Origin of the sequence: Burkholderia sp. SRS-W-2-2016 (assembly GCF_001931485.1) — a bacterium.
GTDB lineage: Bacteria > Pseudomonadota > Gammaproteobacteria > Burkholderiales > Burkholderiaceae > Paraburkholderia.
Genome location: NZ_MSDV01000023.1, coordinates 281,943 through 300,973 on the forward strand (window position 1 = coordinate 281,943; position 19,031 = coordinate 300,973).

Annotated in this window: 12 protein-coding genes and 1 pseudogene; 5 read left to right on the forward strand and 8 right to left on the reverse strand. The window is 62.7% G+C overall.

Going from position 1 to position 19,031, the window contains the following annotated elements:
• Window positions 1-236: 236 nt before the first annotated feature.
• The 3 genes from BTH42_RS12010 to BTH42_RS12020 form a co-directional block, all read right to left on the reverse strand.
• Window positions 237-1,814, reverse strand: a complete 1,578-nt coding sequence (locus tag BTH42_RS12010) for a PQQ-binding-like beta-propeller repeat protein (protein ID WP_075299418.1) — start codon at window positions 1,812-1,814, stop codon at window positions 237-239.
• Window positions 1,815-2,236: 422 nt separating this feature from the next.
• Window positions 2,237-3,859 (reverse strand): hypothetical protein, encoded by a 1,623-nt coding sequence (locus BTH42_RS12015; protein ID WP_075299420.1) that lies wholly within the window; start codon window positions 3,857-3,859, stop codon window positions 2,237-2,239.
• Window positions 3,856-4,791 (reverse strand): glycosyltransferase family 2 protein, encoded by a 936-nt coding sequence (locus BTH42_RS12020; RefSeq protein ID WP_075299421.1) that lies wholly within the window; start codon window positions 4,789-4,791, stop codon window positions 3,856-3,858. The genes BTH42_RS12015 and BTH42_RS12020 overlap by 4 nt, the downstream gene beginning before the upstream one ends.
• A 220-nt stretch (window positions 4,792-5,011) precedes the next feature.
• Here BTH42_RS12020 and BTH42_RS12025 point away from each other — a divergent pair, with 220 nt between their 5' ends.
• On the forward strand, window positions 5,012-5,800 hold the full coding sequence (locus BTH42_RS12025) for a class I SAM-dependent methyltransferase (RefSeq protein ID WP_256701976.1): 789 nt from the start codon (window positions 5,012-5,014) through the stop codon (window positions 5,798-5,800).
• Window positions 5,801-5,813: 13 nt separating this feature from the next.
• Window positions 5,814-6,221: a GtrA family protein gene (locus tag BTH42_RS12030; RefSeq protein ID WP_075299477.1), complete on the forward strand. Its 408-nt coding sequence runs from the start codon at window positions 5,814-5,816 to the stop codon at window positions 6,219-6,221.
• Window positions 6,222-6,322: 101 nt separating this feature from the next.
• Here BTH42_RS12030 and BTH42_RS12035 read toward each other — a convergent pair whose 3' ends face one another.
• Window positions 6,323-7,405 carry a tartrate dehydrogenase gene (locus tag BTH42_RS12035; RefSeq protein WP_075299425.1) on the reverse strand — a complete coding sequence of 361 codons (1,083 nt, stop codon included), beginning with the start codon at window positions 7,403-7,405 and terminating at the stop codon, window positions 6,323-6,325.
• 489 nt (window positions 7,406-7,894) lie between these two features.
• Here BTH42_RS12035 and BTH42_RS12040 point away from each other — a divergent pair, with 489 nt between their 5' ends.
• Together BTH42_RS12040 and BTH42_RS12045 are read left to right on the forward strand one after the other, a co-directional pair.
• Window positions 7,895-9,742: a heme peroxidase family protein gene (locus tag BTH42_RS12040; protein ID WP_218642006.1), complete on the forward strand. Its 1,848-nt coding sequence runs from the start codon at window positions 7,895-7,897 to the stop codon at window positions 9,740-9,742.
• Between the two features lie 161 nt (window positions 9,743-9,903).
• On the forward strand, window positions 9,904-10,869 hold the full coding sequence (locus BTH42_RS12045) for a hypothetical protein (protein WP_143752020.1): 966 nt from the start codon (window positions 9,904-9,906) through the stop codon (window positions 10,867-10,869).
• Between the two features lie 20 nt (window positions 10,870-10,889).
• Here BTH42_RS12045 and BTH42_RS12050 read toward each other — a convergent pair whose 3' ends face one another.
• The 4 genes from BTH42_RS12050 to imuA all read right to left on the reverse strand — a co-directional run bounded on the left by BTH42_RS12050 (window position 10,890) and on the right by imuA (window position 18,449).
• Complete coding sequence (locus BTH42_RS12050) at window positions 10,890-12,770, reverse strand: PAS domain-containing sensor histidine kinase (RefSeq protein WP_075299431.1); 1,881 nt, start codon at window positions 12,768-12,770, stop codon at window positions 10,890-10,892.
• Window positions 12,771-13,186: 416 nt separating this feature from the next.
• On the reverse strand, window positions 13,187-16,336 hold the full coding sequence (locus BTH42_RS12055) for an error-prone DNA polymerase (protein WP_075299433.1): 3,150 nt from the start codon (window positions 16,334-16,336) through the stop codon (window positions 13,187-13,189).
• Between the two features lie 6 nt (window positions 16,337-16,342).
• Window positions 16,343-17,812 carry a DNA polymerase Y family protein gene (locus BTH42_RS12060; RefSeq protein ID WP_256701980.1) on the reverse strand — a complete coding sequence of 490 codons (1,470 nt, stop codon included), beginning with the start codon at window positions 17,810-17,812 and terminating at the stop codon, window positions 16,343-16,345.
• The gene (gene imuA / locus BTH42_RS12065) at window positions 17,742-18,449 is read right to left on the reverse strand and encodes a translesion DNA synthesis-associated protein ImuA (protein WP_075299435.1); all 708 of its coding nucleotides are present in this window, start codon (window positions 18,447-18,449) and stop codon (window positions 17,742-17,744) included. The genes BTH42_RS12060 and imuA overlap by 71 nt, the downstream gene beginning before the upstream one ends.
• A gap of 172 nt (window positions 18,450-18,621) precedes the next feature.
• Here imuA and BTH42_RS12070 point away from each other — a divergent pair.
• A pseudogene (locus tag BTH42_RS12070) lies at window positions 18,622-19,031 on the forward strand (GABA permease); the annotation flags it as partial.

A 19,031-nucleotide genomic window follows, 5' to 3' on the forward strand; every position in this document is an offset into this window, starting at 1 on the left:
GCAATGGCGCACGATGCTGCGCCTGGGCAAATCTGCTGAGCTTCGGCAATGAATCATACTCGCACCGGCCGGCTTTCCGGAACCGGGTGCGGGGGGTGGAAAGTTCGCGTAAAGAACGTAGATTCTTCACGCGAACGCGCGCCACTCTAGTTAATGAGATGGGGTGGGTCAACGAGGGATTACCCGCAAGCGCGGCCAGGCGTCGTGGAATGGCGCGCCCAGCCGCGCCGGGAGCGTTATTTGCCGTTCACCGAAAACGCGTAGAACGTGTTGCTGCCGGTGCCGTACAGCAGCAGGTGCGAATAGCCGTTGCCCCAGTACACGGTGCCGTTGCCGTCGATCGCGGGGCCCGCGTTCGAGCTGCCTTGTCCCGGGTAGTCCCACAGCACGGCGCCGGTCGCCGCGTTGAGCGCGTACATGTGGCCGCTCTTCGAGCCGGCGAACATCACGCCGTTCGAAACCGATACGGCGCCCTGGTCGAGCGCGCTGCCGGTCGGATCGGCGCGTTGCCACAGCAGTTTGCCGGTGGACGGATCGAGCGCGGCGAACGAGCCCGAGATCACGATCGCGCCGTTGATCGTGTAGGGCACGAGGTCCATGTCCGAGCCGGCGATATACACGCGCTGGCCGTCGGTGGCGGTGCCCCACTGGATGCCGCCGCCGAGCGACGAACCCGGCACCACCGAGGTGCTCGACAGGATCGCGCCGGTGTGCGCGTCGAAGATCCAGTAGAAGCCGCTCTTCTGCCCGGCGCCGACCGCGAGCCGCATACTGCCGTCGGCATTGGTGAGCGTCAGGAGGTTCGGGCCCGAGCCGAAGTCGTAGTCTTCGCCCGGCGGCGGCGGGCAGTTATTCAGCAGGCCGACTTCGAGAATGCAGGACGCGTTCCACGTGTCGTAGCCTTGCACGCCGGTCGCCCACTTGATCGCGCCGCTGGTCAGATCGAGCGCCACCATCGAGTCGACGTGATCGTCGCTGCTCAGGCACGCGGCCGCCGAGCCGCCGTTGAGCTGGCAGGCCTTGACCGACGCGGGCACCGAATAGTTGTTGCCGGTGGTCACGTAGATCGTGTTGCTGGCCGGATCGATCGCGGCGGAGCTGCTCCATACCGCCGCGCCGCTGTAGCCGGAGGACAGGCCGTGATTGTCGGGCAGCATGCGCGCGGTCCATCTGATCGCGCCGGTCGCCGCATCGACCGCGGAGAACGTGCCCTGGAACGAGCAGCACGGATAGGTGACGATGTTGGCGGCCGAGCCTTCCTCGGTCGACGACGTCCCGACGTACACCACGCCGTTATAGACAATCGGCGATTGCGTGATGATCGCGGACGGTCCGTTGCTGAGCAGCGTGCGCCAGTTCAGGTTGCCGGTGTTCGCATCGATCGCGAGCAGGTTCGCGCCGTTCTGGTCGCCGATATAGATCACGCCGTTGACGACCGCCGGGCTGGTGCGCGAGATCGCGCCCGACGCTTCGCCGGCGTACGCATCGATGCGATGCTCCCAGATCAGCGCGCCGGTGTTCGCGTCCAGCTTGGTCAGATAGCCGGCCCAGTCCGGGAAATAAACGGCGCCGTTGACGACCGCGGGCGTGGCCGACACGTCGCCGTGCACGGTGTGGGACCACTTCAACGCGAGACTGCCGGCGTTGTTCACGTTCAGTTGTGTTTGCGCGGGCTGGTTGCGCGAGTTGCCGACGTCCCGGCCGCTCATCGCCCAATCCGAGCCGGACTGGGCATGGCTCACGCCACTGCTGCCGAGAGTGCCGATGGCGCCCAGCGTCGCGAACGTCAACGCGATCGTTGCGCGCCTGCTCATTTGCCGTATTCCGTATCGACCGACCAATGCATTTCTCATCATTCACCTCGCAAAGTCGATGGTTGGAGAACCCCTGAAAATGCGTCGCGAACGACGCCAAGGTATTAAATGCGCAGGTGTTATCGACGGCAAACTTAAAGCGCATTAAATGCGATAAAAATTCAAATAAATTATTCAATACAGATATCGAATTTGCGCAATGGAAAATTCGCGTGTTTTAGTGGTGATTTGTTAAGGTAAATGTAATGTGGCCGGTTAGGGCGCGCGGAAGATGCCTGAGGCGGTGAGGTATGAGACAGCGGCAGCACGGCGCGCGTTTTGGGGCGCGCCCCGTGCTTTTTACGGAGGATTTTTATTAGGAAATCGAGGAATCGCTATATAAATAGCGCACTGAATATTTGATTATTTTATAGAGGGTGTGGTCACCGGCATTTGCGCCGCTCGTACAGCGACCATTCGCCCTCGTGCACGACCAGCGCCACTTCGCATTCGTTGTTGGCGAAGAAATTCGCCGGCAACGGCCCGACCTTGTGAACGAAGAAGTAACGGTACTGACGGCCCTGGTCGCGGGTCCATTCGAAACTGCCCGGATCGTGTTCGAGCGCGGGCGGCGAGATCGGCATCATGCCGGGCCTGAAGCGCACGATCTGCGGGACGAAGGTCGCGAAGTTCAGATCGACGAAACCGTGCTGTTCCGCCTGATACCAGACGGACTGGTGCGCGTAGGCGGCCGTGCTGCGGTACGCGGGACTCGCGCGATCGAAGATCAGACTCAGCGCGCGTTGCTCGGGCTGCGTCTGCGCGAGCAGCGTGTCGAGCGGCGCGATCTCGACCGCGAAACGATGCAGGCGGATCGTCTGGTCCGCGAAAAAGATCCAGCAGCCGGCGATGATCGCCGCCTGCACGCCGCGGCCGATAATCCTGCGCGAGTTCGACACGGCCGGCGCGGCGCGCGCGCCGCTCGCGGCCGATGGCGGCGCGCAGAACATCAGCGCATACGCGGGCAGCAGAAACAGCGCGAAACGGTGATACAGGTAGGCGGTTTTCAGCGCGGTGCCCGGCACGAAAAACCACACCAGCGCGACCGCGAACATCGGCACGACGACCGCGCGATCGGCATTGATCCGGTCGCGCCACACCCACGGCGCGGCGAACATCAGCGCGACGAGCGGCAAATAGCCGACCACCGCTTTGTTCATCCCCCACACGTAGACGGGCAGCGCCAGCAGACGCTGCCAATCGAAGCCCCAGTTGAAGACCGCGATGCCCGCCACCGCCTGGCCGAGCAGCGGATCGGTCGAGCGGCTCCACCATGCATAGACGATGCACAGCACGCCGAGCGGCACGAACGGCGCGAGCGCGAGCGCCGCGCGAGCAAGCGGCCGCTGCTTGACGAGTACGAAACCGACGCCGATCGCGGCCGCGAGCAGAAACACGAGGCCGTGACAGAAGAACAGCGCGGTGCCGGCAATCAGCATGCCGACGCCTTTCCTGAACGAAGTTGCGCTCGCATACGCGTGCGACAGCCAGATGAACAGGATGCCTAACGGCGCGGCGACGAGGAACGTATAGAAGCCCCACATGAACGAGAAGCCGAAGAAGCCGGGGATGAACAGCCAGTCGAGCCGCGGGTCGCCACGCAGATAGCGGCGAAAGCCGATGCACGACGCGACGAACGCGAAGTACGCGAGCGTCAGCACGCACTTGAGCGCGGCGTCGACCGGCATCAGCCAGCTGAGCGGCAGCGCCAGACCGTAGCCGACCAGGTAGGGTGTCAGTAGATTGATCTGTACGAGGTTTTCCCAGCGCGACGTGTGTTCGAGCAGATCGCGCAGCAATGCGACCTGGCCCGCGTGTTGCGGCAGATCGACCATCGGCGGACGCGGCGCGATCCAGAACAGCGCACCGCCGTACAGCACGGTGACGATGAACAGCACGTACGGCGCGAGCGCGGCAATGCGGCCGGAGCGCGCGAACGACGCGGGTCCGGACGGCGCGTCGGCGCCTGCGCGCGCCGACGCGGATGGGTCGACGGACGAAGTCATAAGGTTTGCTCGATGATGAAACGCGGACGCTGCTTGGTCTCGGCGTAGGTCTTCGAGATGTAGCCGCCGATCACGCCGAGAAACAGCAGCTGAACACCGCCGAGGAAGTACATCGGAATGACCGTCGAGGCCCAGCCGGGCACCGTCAGGTCGGTGAAAAGACGCGCGAATGCGGCCCACGCGCCGAAGCATAACGAGCCGAACGCCAGCAACGCGCCGATACGGGTGCTCCATTGCAGCGGTACCGCGGAGAACGACGTGATGCCGTCGAACGCGAACGCGAGCATTTTGCCGAGCGGATATTTGCTCTCGCCGGCAAAGCGCGCGGCCCGTTCGTATTCGACGGTGGTCATCCGGAAGCCGAGCATCGGAATGATGCCGCGCAGGAACAGATTCACCTCCGGAAACTGCCGCAACGCTTCGACGCTCTTGCGGCTCATCAGCCGGAAGTCCGCGTGGCCCGGCAGGATATCGACGCCGAACGCGCGCAGCAGCTTGTAGTAGTTGCGCGCGGTGAAGCGTTTGAAGAACGTATCCGTGTTGCGCTTGAAGCGCACACCGCAGACGATTTCCGCACCGAGCCGGTATTGTTCGAGCATGCGCGGAATCGCCTCGATATCGTCCTGAAGATCGGCGTCGAGGCTCACCAGCACATCGCCTTGCGCGGTCATCAGGCCGGCCAGCAGCGCATTCTGATGGCCGCGATTGCGCGACAGTTTGATGCCGCCGCAGTGGGCATCGCTCGCGTGCAGCGCGGCGATGATCGACCAGGTCTGGTCGCGCGAACCGTCGTCGACAAAGGTGATGCGGCTTTCGTCACTGACCTCGCCGGCGTCGATCAGGCGCTGCAATAGTGCGAGAAGCCGCGCGCTGGTCTCCGGTAGGACTTCTTCTTCGTTGTAGCAGGGTACGACGAGATTCAGCGTCGTCATAGGCGCATCCCATTCTGAAGCCGGCTCGACTCACGATCGGGCACCAAGTCTTTCGACATTAGTACGCATGGTCCGCTTCATGCAAGAATAAGGTTTTCTTTGTCCGAAAACCGCTAAATCAGCGGCGAAAACGCCGAATTGGAACCGCAACATTGTTTTATCAGCACAATTCGATTCAACGGATAGCGCGGATAATTCATCGTTTTGCGCCACTTCTGACATGCCTGACAAGCGGCGGCAATACTTGTTTCAACGCGCTATTGAAGGTGCGATTGCGACGTTGGACAATAGACGGCGAGGAAGGAGGAACAGCATGGATAAGGCCGAATTCGACAGCTTTGCCGACGAGTACCAGGCGATGCATGCCCGCAATATCGCCGTGTCCGGCGAAGGCCCGGAGTATTTTGCCGAGTACAAGATTCGCGATATAGCCGAGGAGATGGCGCGGCGCCATGCATTGCCCGCGCGCATGCTCGATTTCGGTTCGGGCGTGGGCGCGTCGATCCCGTGGGTCAAACATTATTTGCCCGCTGCGCAGCTCACCTGCGCGGATGTCTCCGATCGTTCACTGGACGTTGCGCGCAGCCGCTTTCCCGGTGCCGCGCGCTTCGTGCATTTCGACGGCCGCACGCTGCCTTTCGAAGCGGGTGAATTCAATCTCGCCTACGCAATGTGCGTGTTCCACCATATCGATCACGCGGAGCATGTCGATCTGCTGCGCGAATTGAAGCGCGTGGTGGGTCCGCAAGGCACCGTCGCGGTGTTCGAGCATAATCCGCTCAACCCGCTGACCGTCAGGGCAGTCAACACCTGCGAGTTCGATGTCAACGCCCGGCTGATCGCCGCGCGCAACATGAAGCAGGCCTGTCTCGACGCGGGCTTTACCAACGTGCTGGTGCGGTTCCGGATTTTCTTTCCCCATATGCTCGCCAAACTTCGACCGCTCGAAAAATATCTGACCGCCGTGCCGCTCGGCGCCCAATACTCCGTCTATGCGAGCGGCGCATGAAGGCGGCATGCCGATGAACGATCTGCGCACGTTAGGATCCCGTACGGAATCGCTTCAGCAGTTCATCAAATATCTGCTGGTGGGCGGGCTCAATACGCTGATCTCGGCCGCGATCATTTTCGCGGTACAGGCGGCGGGCGCGCGCCCGGTGGTCGCCAATCTGACCGGCTATGCGATCGGCGTGGCCATCAGCTACGCGCTCAATAGCAAGTACACGTTCAAGACCGCGGTATCGCGCTACACCGCGATCCGTTTTCTGATCGTGTTGCTGGTCGCGTATCTGGCCAATCTCGCCACGATGCTGGCGGTGTTGCACCTGACTCACGCGCCGTATGTCGCGCAGCTGTGCGGCATTCCGGTGTATGTGATCGTGGGCTTTCTCGGCAACCGGTATTGGGCGATGCGCGAACGCGCAGGCTGAAGCGGGAGCGCCGCGATCGACACGCGGCGCAGAGTGGAGAGAGGAGAGGCAAGGCGACCCGATACGCGCGGTCGCCTTTGTTTTGGCGTCTGGCGGTTGAATCAGCCGAGCTTCGCGGCAATCGCGGCGCCGACTTCACTCGTGCTCGCGCTGCCGCCGAGATCGGCCGTATGCGGGCCGGCGACCAGCGTCGCCTCGATCGCCGCGAGAATCGCATCGTGCGCTTCGCGCTCCTTGCCGGACGAGTGACCGAGGAAGTCGAGCATCATCGCCGCCGACCAGATCATCGCGATCGGATTGGCGATGTGCTTGCCGGCGATGTCGGGCGCCGAGCCGTGCACCGGTTCGAACAGCGACGGAAACTTGCGGTCCGGATTCAGATTGCCCGACGGCGCGAGGCCGATCGTGCCGGTGCAGGCGGGGCCGAGATCCGACAGGATGTCGCCGAACAGATTGGTCGCGACGACCACGTCGAAGCGGTCCGGGTTCAGCACGAAGCGCGCGCACAGAATGTCGATGTGCTGCTTGTCCCACGTGACGTCCGGGTACTGCGCGGCGATACCGGCCGCGCACTTGTCCCACCACGGCATGCTGATCGCGATGCCGTTGCTCTTCGTCGCGACGGTGATTTTCTTGCGCGCGCGCCGTTGCGCCAGATCGAACGCGAACTTCAGCACGCGCTCGCTGCCGTGCCGCGTGAACACCGATTCCTGCAACACGAATTCGCGCTCGGTGCCTTCGAACATCACGCCGCCCACCGACGAATACTCGCCCTCGGTGTTTTCGCGCACGATCCAGAAATCGATGTCGCCGGCCTTGCGTCCCGCGAGCGGCGACGGCACGCCGGCAAACAGGCGCGCGGGGCGCAGGTTCACGTACTGGTCGAATTCGCGGCGGAACTTCAGCAGCGAGCCCCACAGCGACACGTGATCGGGCACGGTGTCGGGCCAGCCGACCGCGCCGAACAGGATCGCATCGGCCGACTGCAGTTGCGCTTTCCAGTCGTCCGGCATCATCTTGCCGTGCTTCGCGTAGTAGTCGCAGCTCGCCCATTCGATGTGCTGGTACTCGAGCTCGATACCGAAGCGTTGCGTCGCGACGTCCAGCACGCGCAGCGCTTCGGGCATCACTTCGACGCCGATGCCGTCGCCGGGAATGACGGCGATCCGGTATTTGTTCGACATAGGGGTTCTCCTTGAGGACGTTGTCGGGGGTGGGCGGCGGTTATTTTAGTCCGCGGCGGGGTTTTTGATCTCGCGGCCGGTCAGGTTGGCTGTTCTCGCGCAGGAAAAGTACTTCCGCGGTCTATGTGTGCTTCCGCACATTGAGCTTGTTCACCGCGGTTTACTTGCGCCTGTTTATCGCCTTTCATCTTTCTTGATAATCAACTGAAAGTGACACGCCGCGTAAAACAACGAATACATAAAAGCGGGTCGATCCACTTTAAATTCAAAACAGATAGAGGCGAAAACACCGGCTCGTTGCCGTGAAAAACGGCCACGTTGGCGGGTGCATCGACACGCGCATTTTAAAAGTACCGAGGGCATTCTCGTATTTATGCTAATTGGATGGGCGATTTGTCGCGCTGGCCTCGCGCGCCGCGGGCGAAGGAAGGCGTCAACTTTCGATGATCCGGAGGAAATATGGCTGGAAATCACGGTGGTGTGCGAGGCTTGACCTACGTCAGTCGCTCGAGTCTCGAAGAGGGACGATTTGGCCGGATGTTCCGGTGGCTGCCGCGCGAGACGTATAAGAAGGAAGATCTGCTACGGCTTGCCAAAATCATGATTCAGAAGGAAACCGTAGTTTTCGTAGGGGACGAGGATTTTCCAGAAGATGTCCGCTTATCCGCGGAATACGAGCCACCGACGGAAGGGCCGAATGTCGCTGCGCCGTTTCCGCGGCCGAAACCCGATACGGGAAAACTCTTCGACACCGTGTTCGGCGAGTCCGAGCCCGAGGATGAAAATCCCGTCATTCCGGCGGGCTATACCTATTTCGGCCAGTTTATCGATCACGATCTCACCTTCGATCCGAACAGTTCGCTGCAGAAGCTGAACGATCCCGAGGCGCTCGAAGATTTCCGCACGCCGCGTTTCGATCTCGATTCGCTATACGGACGCGGGCCGGACGATCAGCCGTATCTCTATCAGGACGCGCCGGATCACGGCGGCGGTATCCGCTTCCGGCTTGGCCGCACGTCAAGCAATCAGGACCGGCCGGGCGAGCTTCAGCGCAACGCGGATGGCCGCGCGCTGATCGGCGATCCACGCAACGATGAGAACGCGATCATCTGCCAGTTGCAGGCGGTGTTCCTCAACTTTCACAACAAGGTGATCGACGCGCTGGAGAGTGCGCGGCCGCAATTCAGGAACGATCATCACGCGTGTTTTCTCGAGGCACAGCGCATCGTGCGATGGCACTATCAGTACATCGTGCTGAACGACTACCTGAGACGGGTGGTCGGCGAGAAAACCTGGCGGACCGTGTTTCAGGGCAGCGGCAACGCGCGGCCGCATCCGCATTTGAAGTTCTATCTGCCCAAGCACGGACGCTCTTACATGCCCGTCGAGTTCTCTGTCGCGGCATTCCGTTTCGGACATTCGATGGTGCGCCCGAGCTATGCGCTGCGCCCGGGCGACAGGAACGTGGGCGGCGACAGGGACAAGGCGTTTGTCGACCAGATGTTCAATCGCATTCCGCTGTTCTTCAGGTTGGATAAGAACGAAGGAGGCAGCGCGGGCACGAGCGCGGCAACATCTACGGAGACGGGCGCAGAGCACGTTCGCGATTTGCACGGTTTCGGACCTTTGCCCGATGACTGGGAAATCGACTGGAACATGTTCTTCGCCGAAGCGGCGCTTCCGACGATGCACGCCGACGGTGGCGACGAACTGCAAGTGGTCGGCCAGGGCGAGGGGCACTTCACGCAGCCGGGGTATCGCATCGACACCAAGCTCGTCGATCCTCTCGCGCTGCTGCCGCCGTCGGTCGCGAAAAGCGGCAACGCGCCCGATGGAATTCCCGTGCTCGCCTACCGGAATCTGCTGCGCGGGAGTCAATTCGAGTTGCCATCGGGGCAAAGCGTGGCACGCGCGCTCGAAGCGGAAGTAATGACAGAGGAGAAGCTTTGGGGCGATGTCGAGGACGCCGTTTTAGCGGACCCGAACAGGAACCCGTTCGCGTACCGCGCACCGCTTTGGTATTACATCCTCAAGGAAGCGGAGACGTTGAACACCATCAATGATCCCGGCCCTCTGCGCGATTCATTAGGCGGCCATTGCCTTGGGGTAGTGGGCGGGCGGATCGTTGCCGAGGTTATCGTCGGCATCGCGCTGAATGACCATAGCTCGTATCTGTATCAGGACGTCAACTGGACGCCCGCGAGCGAGGCGGCGCGCAGCGGCTTCGCGCCGAAGGTGCCTATTACCGACATGTATAGCCTGATTCACTGGACGACGGACGGCGCGATGACGTTCAGGCTCGACGACGCTTCCGGCGCTACCGCGGCGCAACTGTAACGCGGCCGCCTCAGCATGGCCGCATCAGCATGGCCGCATCAGCACGGCCGCATGCCGACGCACACGTCACGTCCGTTTGTCCCACGGACGTCGACGTGCATCCGGCGCGGCCATCTCAGCACGAGACGATACCGAACGACACGATCTTCAAGGAGACAATCATGCCCCGGTCCAGCGAACGAGACGAATACCGGTTTCAGCCGATGCGCATCCAGGCGCGGCCGGGATCGAAAGCGGAGCAGGCCTATTACAGGAACTCGGCGCTGCCGGGTCGCAAGTGGCCGATGCCGAAAGCGATCGCGCCAGGCATCAGTCCGGCGCCGCTGGACGATCTGATCTTTCACGGCGGCAAGCTGGTGCCGAAGATGGAGTTTCAGAACGTTTATCTCGGCGGCGAGGCATCATGGAAAGAGAGCGACGTGACGTCGATCGACATGGCGATCAATCTCGCGATGCGCGACCGGCGGCTGAACAATGTGCTGAGTCAGTACTTTCATAACGTGTCGATCGACTGCGGCATGCGCGACTCGTTCATGCTGGACGAACCGAAACCCGCGAGCCTGTCCGAACCCGAGGTGCAGGAAAAAGTCATGAGTCTGTTCGATTCGAATCTGATCGAAAAAGCGGATCTCGATTCCTGCATTTTCAATCTCGTGCTGCCGCCAGGCACAGTGCTCAAACTGGACGACGCGACTTCGTTGACCGGATTGGGCGGCTATCACGGCTCGATGCATATTCAACGCAACGGCAAGCGGATCACGCTCTACTATTCCGCGAACGTCTATTCGAATATCGGCGCCAACGGGCGGGAGAACGGCATTGTCGTGTTCGACCAGTCGTGGAAGAACATCGTCTGTACGCTGTATCACGAGATCAACGAGTTCCGTACCGATGCCGACGTCAATGACGCGATCGCGTCGAATAACAGCGACTTCCTCGGCTGGAATGCGCGCGACGGCAAGGAGATCGGCGATCAGCCGATCTTCAGGGCGGGCCAGGCGGGCGACCTGCGCCTCGTATTCAAGGAAGTGCAAAGCGCGACGCAGAAAAAACGCATTCCGGTGCAGTTTCTTTATTCCAATGCCGTGCACGGCGCAGAAGGGCCGATCGACGCGCCGCACGCATAGGCAGGGTATTGCGCTGCGCGTCAGGCCGCAAGGTCCGGCGGCGCGGTGCCCGGCAACGTCAGGATGAACGTGGAGCCTTCGCCGGGGCGGCTATACAGTTCGATACTGCCGCCATGCCGCTGCGCGACCGTCTTGACGAAAACCAGTCCGAGTCCCGCGCCGCTCGGGCAGTGCGGCAGGTCGCTGCGCAAACGCCGGAACGGCTCGAATAACTCGTGCTGTGCTTCGGCCGGAATGCCGGGTCCGTGATCGGAAACCGCGATCGCATACCCGTGTTCGACGTCGTACAGACGCACCGTGACGGTGGCGCCGCGTGGACTGAACTTGACCGCGTTGCTCAACAGATTGGCGACCGCGCGCATCAGCAGGAACGGTTCTACCCGCGCGACGCGAACGTCGTCACCGATATTCACGTCGAGCACGATGTTGCGCGCGCGGGCGAGCGCCCACATTTCGTCGGCCGCATCGTGTACCACGCCGCCCAGGTGCGCTTCCGCAAGGGACCAGACCGGCGTTTCGGCGCGCGCGAGTTGAACGAAGTCGTCGGCCAGCGCGAGCGTCCGGCGCGCGTACCCGGCAATCCTGCCGAGCAGATCCGGTGTGGGCATGCTTTGCTCGGCGGCCATCTGAAGATCGATCAATGCGAGGATCGAAGACTGGGGCGAGCGCATGTCGTGCGAGATGAAATGCAGCCACTCCTCGCGGCGAAGCTCCGCGACGCGACTCTCGGTGATGTCGAGCACGAAGCCCACCGTTCGTCTGGCAATGCCATTTTCGTACTGCAAATAAGCGGTCGACTTGATCCATCGAATCTCGCCGCTGGAATCGACGATCCGATATTCGACTCCGGCATTGCCTTCCTTCTCTCCACGGGTTACTTCCGTGGCTTTGTCGATATCGTCCGGATGAACCAGCCGCAGGAACTCGCCGATCGAGTTGATCGGGCCGCTCGGGTTCCCGGAGTTGCCGCCCATGATGCGATACCAGCTCTCGTCGCACTGCAATGCGTCCGCTGCGATGTCGTAGTCCCAGATGCCCAGACCGCCGGCGCGCGTCGCAATGGCGAGCCGCTCTTCGTTACGCCGGATCAGATCGTCGGCGGCGCGCTCGCGCGTCACCTCTCTCGACACACACAGAATGGCTGTCGTCTTGCCGTCGGCATCGAGGATCGGCGTCAGCATATTGTCCCAATACTGCGTACCTTTTCCGGCAATCACGCTGCGGCCGGGAAAGCGGCTAAAAGCGCCGTTACGCGCGCAAGCGAGCGCCGCATTGCCATCGCTCTGGACGTCGGCGGGCAGCAGCGGCAGCCACGGCATGCCGAACCCCGAGTTTTCATCGACGCCTAATGCACGGCAACCGGCGCGGTTCATATGCAGCAGATTGCCGTGCGGCGTGATCAGTTTGATGCAGTCCACGCTGACGTTCAGCATGTCCGATTGCATCGTTGCCCGGCTTGCCAGTTCGCTTTCTTTTTCCTTCAGATCATGAATATCCGTGCATGTGCACAGCCAGCCGGCGTCGACACTATGAAGATTGACGATGAACCAGCGGCTGGTGCCGCGCGGACCGGCCAGCCGGCACTTCAACGATTCGTGATCGGAATGGGCGTGGGTCGCGCACAGTTTCGACAGCGCATCGTAGCGGTGCTCCGGATGGATCAGTTCGATCCATTGGAGCGGCCCCGACGTCTCGACGCGCCAACCGGTATAAGCGCGCCATGCGTCGTTGATGCCGAGGACCTCGCCGCCGCGGGTGAAATAGCATGCGGGGGTCTGAAGGGCGTGGAGCAGAGCGGCGATCTGAAGACCGTCGTGACTTGGGGAGCGGCTCCGTTCCGTCGCAACGCTTGGCGATTTCAGCTTCGAACCCGCAGGACTCGTAGGGTGTAGATAGGCCATGATGCATTCCCGACAATTCTTTCTTTATTAAAACAACATGCTTTCCTATTGCTTTCAATTCATAGGTCGCAAATGCCGGGCGAGGGTGTCAAGTCTCCTGAAAAGCGTCGATAGTCGTTGTCCCTGACTTTGGGTATTGCATTGAAGGCTATCAACATTGAGCATAGATATGCCTTCAATTAAAGTTATTTAACAGTTTGAATAAAGTAATTGCGGCATTGCCGAAGATCTATGTGAATCTCAAAAGGCAATTCTGCGGAGAAGTAAATTGTTCTATTCGGTGTGATATGAACGAGTAGTTCAGGGCAGGGTAATTCTGAATTGAATTCAGACGGTTTAATACACTGCAACCTTATGCGGCCAACCGGAGCCGGTAATCCGGCCGGTCGCGGTCCGCGGTCATCGAAACGCGCGTGTCAATGAAAGTCCCGGCTGACGGTCGGCAGCTTGCCCAGCAGATGCGTCATGTCGACCAGCCGCTGCGCCACCAGATGCCGCACGTTTCCTTCGCACTGCCACGTTCCATAAACGGCCAGCAGCGCCGCGCCGAGCGCTTCCTTGCGCTGCTTTTCGAGCAGGCTCGGCCAGACGATCACATTGACGTTGCCGGTCTCGTCTTCGATCGTCACGAACATCACGCCCTTCGCGGTGCCCGGACGCTGACGCACGGTGACGAGTCCGCACGCGCGCGCGAGTCTGCCGTCGCGATACCCGTGCAAGGTCGAGGCCGGCATCAGCCGGTTTTTCTGCAATTGCGGACGCAGCAACGCAAGCGGATGACGGCCGAGCGTCAGACCGAATGACCGGTAGTCCGCGACGATGTCCTGCGCTTCGCTCGGCGCGCCGAGTTCGGGCGTGTCGTCCTGCACCGCCGCGCCGGCCAGCATGTCTTTCTCCGGGACCGCCGCGACCGATTGCCAGAGCGCCGCGCGCCGGTTGCCGGCCAGCGACGCGAGGGCGTTCGCGTCGGCGAGCGTCTGCAGATCGTGGCGATCGAGTTGCGCGCGCCGCGCCAGATCGTTGACGTTCGCAAACGGCCGCACCGCGCGCGCGTTTTCGATGCGTTCCGCGGTGCCGTCCTTCATCCCGCGCAGCAACGAAAGACCCAGCCGAACCGCGGGGCGCCCGGCATCTGGGATGCTTTCTAGCGACGAGTCCCAGCCGCTCACGGTCACGTCGATCGCCAGTACCCGCACGCCGTGGCGCTGCGCGTCCTGCACGAGTTGCGACGGCGAATAGAAACCCATCGGCTGACTGTTGAGCATCGCCGCGAGAAACGCCTCGGGCTCGTGGCATTTGAGCCAACTGCTGGCATAGACGAGCAGCGCGAAACTCGCCGCGTGGCTCTCCGGAAAGCCGTATTCGCCGAAGCCTTTGATCTGCTCGAAAATCGCCTCCGCGAAGGAGCGCTCGTAGCCACGCTCCTGCATCCCGAGCACGATGCGGTCGTAGTATTTTTCGAGGCCGCCTTTGCGTTTCCACGCGGCCATCGCGCGCCGCAGCTGATCGGCCTCGCCGGGGGTAAAACCGGCCGCGATCATCGCGATCTGCATCACCTGCTCCTGAAAGATCGGCACGCCGAGTGTGCGGCCGAGCGCGGTTTCGAGGTCTGGCTTCGGAAAGGTGACCGGCTCGAATCCCTGCCGGCGTTGCAGATACGGATGCACGGCGCCGCCCTGAATCGGCCCCGGCCGCACGATCGCCACTTCGATCACGAGGTCGTAGAACTCGCGCGGCTTCATCCGCGGCAGCATGCTCATCTGCGCACGCGATTCGATCTGGAACACGCCGATGGTATCGGCCGCCGAAATCATGTCGTACGTGGCCTCGTCTTCGGGTGGAATGTCCTGCATTTCGAAGCGCTCGCCGCGTCGTTCGGAAACGAGGTCGAGCGTGCGGCGGATCGCCGACAGCATGCCGAGCGCGAGCACGTCGATCTTGAGTAAACCTAATGATTCGAGATCGTCCTTGTCCCATTCGATCACCGAGCGATCCGCCATCGCCGCATTCTCGATTGGAACGAGACGCGAGAGCTTGCCGCGGCTGATCACGAAACCGCCCGAATGCTGCGACAGATGACGCGGAAAATTCAGCAGTTGCGACGCGAGCTTCGCCCATGCCTGGATCAACGGCTTGTCCGGATCGAGGCCCGAATCCGCGAAGCGCTTCAGCAGGTCATGACCGTTATCGAACCATTGATGCGACTTCGCGACCGCATCGACGATCTGCGGATCGACGCCGAGCGCCTTGCCGGTTTCGCGGAGCGCTCCGCGCGGCCGATAGGTGGAGACCGCCGCGGCGATCGCCGCCCGGTCGCGGCCATATTTGCGGTAGATGTACTGAATCACTTCCTCGCGCCGCTGATGCTCGAAGTCGACGTCGATATCCGGCGGCTCGCCGCGTTCCTTGCTGATGAAGCGCTCGAACAGCATTTTGCTGCGTACCGGATCCACTTCGGTAATGCCGAGGCAATAGCAGACCGCCGAGTTCGCGGCCGAACCGCGTCCCTGACACAGAATGTGCTGACTGCGCGCGTAACGGACGATGTCGTAAACGGTCAGGAAGTACGCCTCGTATTGCAGGTCGGCGATCAGTGCGAGCTCGTACTCGATCTGCTCCTGCGCCTCGGCTGGAATGCCGGCGGGAAAGCGTCGCTGTGCGCCGAAATACGTCTCCTGGCGCAGATACGCGGCCGGCGTAAAGCCGGCCGGCACCAGTTCGTCCGGGTATTCGTAGCGCAGTTCATCGAGCGAGAACGAGCAGCGATGCGCGATATCGACGCTTGCGGCAAGCGCATCGTTCGGATAGAGATTCGCCAGACGCAGCCGCGAACGCAGATGCTGCTCCGCATTCGGCGCGAGATCGTAGCCGCATGCGTGAACCGGTTTGCCGACCCGGATCGCGGTCATCGTGTCCTGCAGCGGTTTGCGCGAGCGCACATGCATCAGCACTTCGCCGAGCGCGACGACCGGCACCTCGCGATTGCGGGCCACGAACTCGACCGCCCCGCGATGAATGTCGTCCATCGCGCGCTGATGCAGCACGAGGCCGACCCATGCGCGGCCGGGGAATGTGTGGTCGAGCCATTCGATCTGCGCGTCGAGCGCGCTTTCGTTGGCCGGAAAATCCGGCACCAGAATCGCGAGACAGTCAGGCATCCCGAGTAAATGACGGTACCGGGATTCCGGGCGCGACAGATCCTGCGGCGTCAGCCGGTATTCGCCTTTCGGCGCGCGGGTGCGCGCGAGCGTGATCAGTTCGGCCAGGTTACCGTAGCCTTCGCGGTTTCTGGCCAGCAGGATCAGCCCGAATGCGGGCGAACCATCGGCCTGCACGAGCCTGAAATAGGAGCCGACGATAAACGGCAACCGCGCCTCTTTCGCGGCGACGTGCGCGCGCACCACGCCGGCCAGCGAACATTCGTCGGTGACCGCGAGCGCGGTGTAGCCGAGTTGCGCCGCGCGTTCAGCCAGTTCCTCCGCGTGCGACGCGCCGCGCAGAAACGTGAAGTTCGAAAAGCAGAACAGTTCGGCATACGCCGGCAGCGTCGTGAAGGTCGTATCCATCGCCGCTCATCCGAACAGGCCGTGCAGAAACCAGCGTTGTTCTTCTTCGGCGTCGCGGCTGCTGACGCGCTCGCGGTAAATCCAGTAGCAGCTTTGATCGTCGGCCTGCGCGACGAAGTAGTCGCGCGTGACCAGTTCGCCGTCGAACCAGCCGCTTTCGATCCGCTCGCCGGGCGACACCATCCGCAACGGCGAACCATAGAACGGCCGATGCTGGCGCATCAGCAGGCGAACCGGCGTATCGAGCATCCACGTGGGGCGCGGCAGTCCTTGCGGCAGCGCATCGAGTTTCGCGCGATGCGTCACCGGCATCCAGCGGTTCGCGATTTCCGGCCGATGGTCGGGCGCGGGCACCGGCCGCAATACGTTCTCTTCGCCGAGTCGCGCGACCAGTAGTTCGAGCAGCCGCTCGTGATCTTCCTGCGAGCCGCCGGGTTCGGGAAACAGCGTGTCGGAGGCGGGCGCGGCCGGTTCGACCTGCGACGCGTCGAGCCGCAACGCGATGACCGGCGCGCTCAGTTCGATCCGGTGCAAACGCTCCTTGAAGAGCCGCAGCAGATGTTCGTCGCGCCAGGTCGGCTCGCTCAAAGCGATATCGAGCGTGGTCGGTTCGATTGCCTGGCGGCCGCGTTCGTGTTCGAGAAAGAGACGCACGCCGCTAATCGCGAGTTGCCGCGCGCAAAGCCATCCGCACAACTGAACGATCAGCCGCTGCACGCCGAAGACCGCGCCGTCCGCCTGTTCGAGACGGTCGGGCAGTTCGATGCGCGCGGTAAAAGTAGGCGGCAACTCGAGCCAGTCGAACAGTTCGGGGGCGGTGCCGAACGCGCGGTCGAGCGAGTCCAGCAGATGTTCGCCGCAGCGCCGCTGCAAACCCGCGCGCGGCAGGCGGCGAAGATCGGCGATCGATGCGCAGCCCAGCCCCGTGAACCAGTCGAGAAACGGCCGCACTTCGGGCACCGCGAGCATCGGCAATGCGGCGAGTCGGCGTTCGAGCGACGCGAGTTTCAGCACCCGGGTATTGCCGTATTTCGCGAGCAGCCACGCGCCCTGGCCGGTCGGCGCGGCGCTCAGACGCGCGGTGAAACCGAGCGCGTCGAGGATGAGCTTCGCTTCGCGGCACAGCGCGCGCAGCCCGCCGAACAGACGCAGACTCGCGCCGATCTCGATCACGACCGTCGCTTCGTCGAGTAATGCGACTTCCGGCGAGAAGCGCATCAACGCGATGCCGACCTCGCGATACGCGGCCTCCTCGCGGCCGCTGTCGCGCTCGTACATCTCGGTTTCGGGCGACAGCGTCAGCACGCCGCCGCGCTTCAGACCGGGACGCACGCCGGCCGCCCGGGCGGCGGCGTCGGTAATCACGACCGTGTCTTTCTCCAGCACGACACTGCCGCTGACGGGCTCAGGCGACCACCTCGGTCGGAAGACCTCGAGCGGTAACTTGGGCAGGTGGACGGCGAGAAACACGCGCATGGCGGGAAAGCAGAATCGGTGTGGGTTGAAGGGGAATCGACAGGGGCTCTGCGCGTGAGGGCCCTCGTCGCTTCACGATATCGACGGTCAGACCGTCGGCCGATGGTTTGAGCGCCAGACGCAGCAGCGCCGGCGATGCGTCCTGCGCGGTCGCGAGCGGCCGCACCATCACGAACAGCGTCTCCGACGCCTGCGCGGCCAGATGCAGCCGCCGCAGCGACGCGCTCTGCACGTACTGCGCCCAGAACAGCAGCGCGCCGCAACTGCCGGCGCGCAGGATCTGTTCGGCGGACCACAGCGCGTCGGCCGTGGTCTGCGCGTTCACCCGCAGCAACTGCGCGACGGGCACGCCGATGTAATTCAGCCCGAGCCCGTCGGGCGTGTGAGGCGGCTGCACCAGCGCGATCGGCCGCTGGCCCACCGCGCTGAGCGCCGGCTGCAACAGCCGCAGTTCGCCGACGCCGGCCTGCTGCACCAGCAGATCGACCAGCGCGCCGAGCGGCCAGCCGCCGCCGGGCAGTTCGGCCGACAGCGCCGGATAGCCGGTGTCGACGCTGCGGCCGCGGCCGCGCGCGAGCTGGGAAGCCCGCCACAGCGACGGGTGAATGGCTTCCGGCAGGAGCGGGACGGCTGTCATTTGGGCAAAAAATACCTGTATGGATATACAGTATTCTACACGGTTTTTATGAGATAGCGAACAGGCAGTTTTTGGGGAGCGAGCGGAGGGAGGCGGGCACGGGCTTCCGCGTCCAACGTGGGACCGGGCGGTGGCGAGCTGCCTGAATAGCGCGCTGTATACCGCGTCGCGCATGCTGTTTTCGCTCGGGACCCGGCGCCAGGCGCCGGGCATCGTGACGCTGACCACGAAATCCGGCGTGCCCGCGAACGCGGTGGTGGGCTCGACGCTGGTCGCATTCGCAGGGTGTGCCGCGAACTATCTGGCGCCGAAATATGTGTTCGATACGTTGCTGAGCACGACCGGCGCGATCGCGTTGCTGGTCTATTTCATCATCGCGCTCAGTCAGGTTCTGCTGCGCTCGCAACTGGTGCGGCAGGGATCGTTAAAGGTCCGCATGTGGGGCCATCCGTATCTTTCGGCGCTGACCATCGGTCTGATTCTGGCGGCGTTCGCCGTGATGGTTCAGGCTCCGGATCATCGCAGTGAGGTGGTGGCGACGCTTGGGGCGTCGGCTGTGCTGGCGGTGGTGGGGGTGTGGCA

Coding starts and splice junctions, on each gene's coding strand:
- BTH42_RS12010 (WP_075299418.1), bottom strand. CDS start 1,814: ATGAGCAGGCGCGCAACGATCGCGTTGACGTTCGCGACGCTGGGCGCC.
- BTH42_RS12015 (WP_075299420.1), bottom strand. CDS start 3,859: ATGACTTCGTCCGTCGACCCATCCGCGTCGGCGCGCGCAGGCGCCGAC.
- BTH42_RS12020 (WP_075299421.1), bottom strand. CDS start 4,791: ATGACGACGCTGAATCTCGTCGTACCCTGCTACAACGAAGAAGAAGTC.
- BTH42_RS12025 (WP_256701976.1), top strand. CDS start 5,012: ATGCCTGACAAGCGGCGGCAATACTTGTTTCAACGCGCTATTGAAGGT.
- BTH42_RS12030 (WP_075299477.1), top strand. CDS start 5,814: ATGAACGATCTGCGCACGTTAGGATCCCGTACGGAATCGCTTCAGCAG.
- BTH42_RS12035 (WP_075299425.1), bottom strand. CDS start 7,405: ATGTCGAACAAATACCGGATCGCCGTCATTCCCGGCGACGGCATCGGC.
- BTH42_RS12045 (WP_143752020.1), top strand. CDS start 9,904: ATGCCCCGGTCCAGCGAACGAGACGAATACCGGTTTCAGCCGATGCGC.
- BTH42_RS12050 (WP_075299431.1), bottom strand. CDS start 12,770: ATGGCCTATCTACACCCTACGAGTCCTGCGGGTTCGAAGCTGAAATCG.
- BTH42_RS12055 (WP_075299433.1), bottom strand. CDS start 16,336: ATGGATACGACCTTCACGACGCTGCCGGCGTATGCCGAACTGTTCTGC.
- BTH42_RS12060 (WP_256701980.1), bottom strand. CDS start 17,812: ATGCGCGTGTTTCTCGCCGTCCACCTGCCCAAGTTACCGCTCGAGGTC.
- imuA (WP_075299435.1), bottom strand. CDS start 18,449: ATGACAGCCGTCCCGCTCCTGCCGGAAGCCATTCACCCGTCGCTGTGG.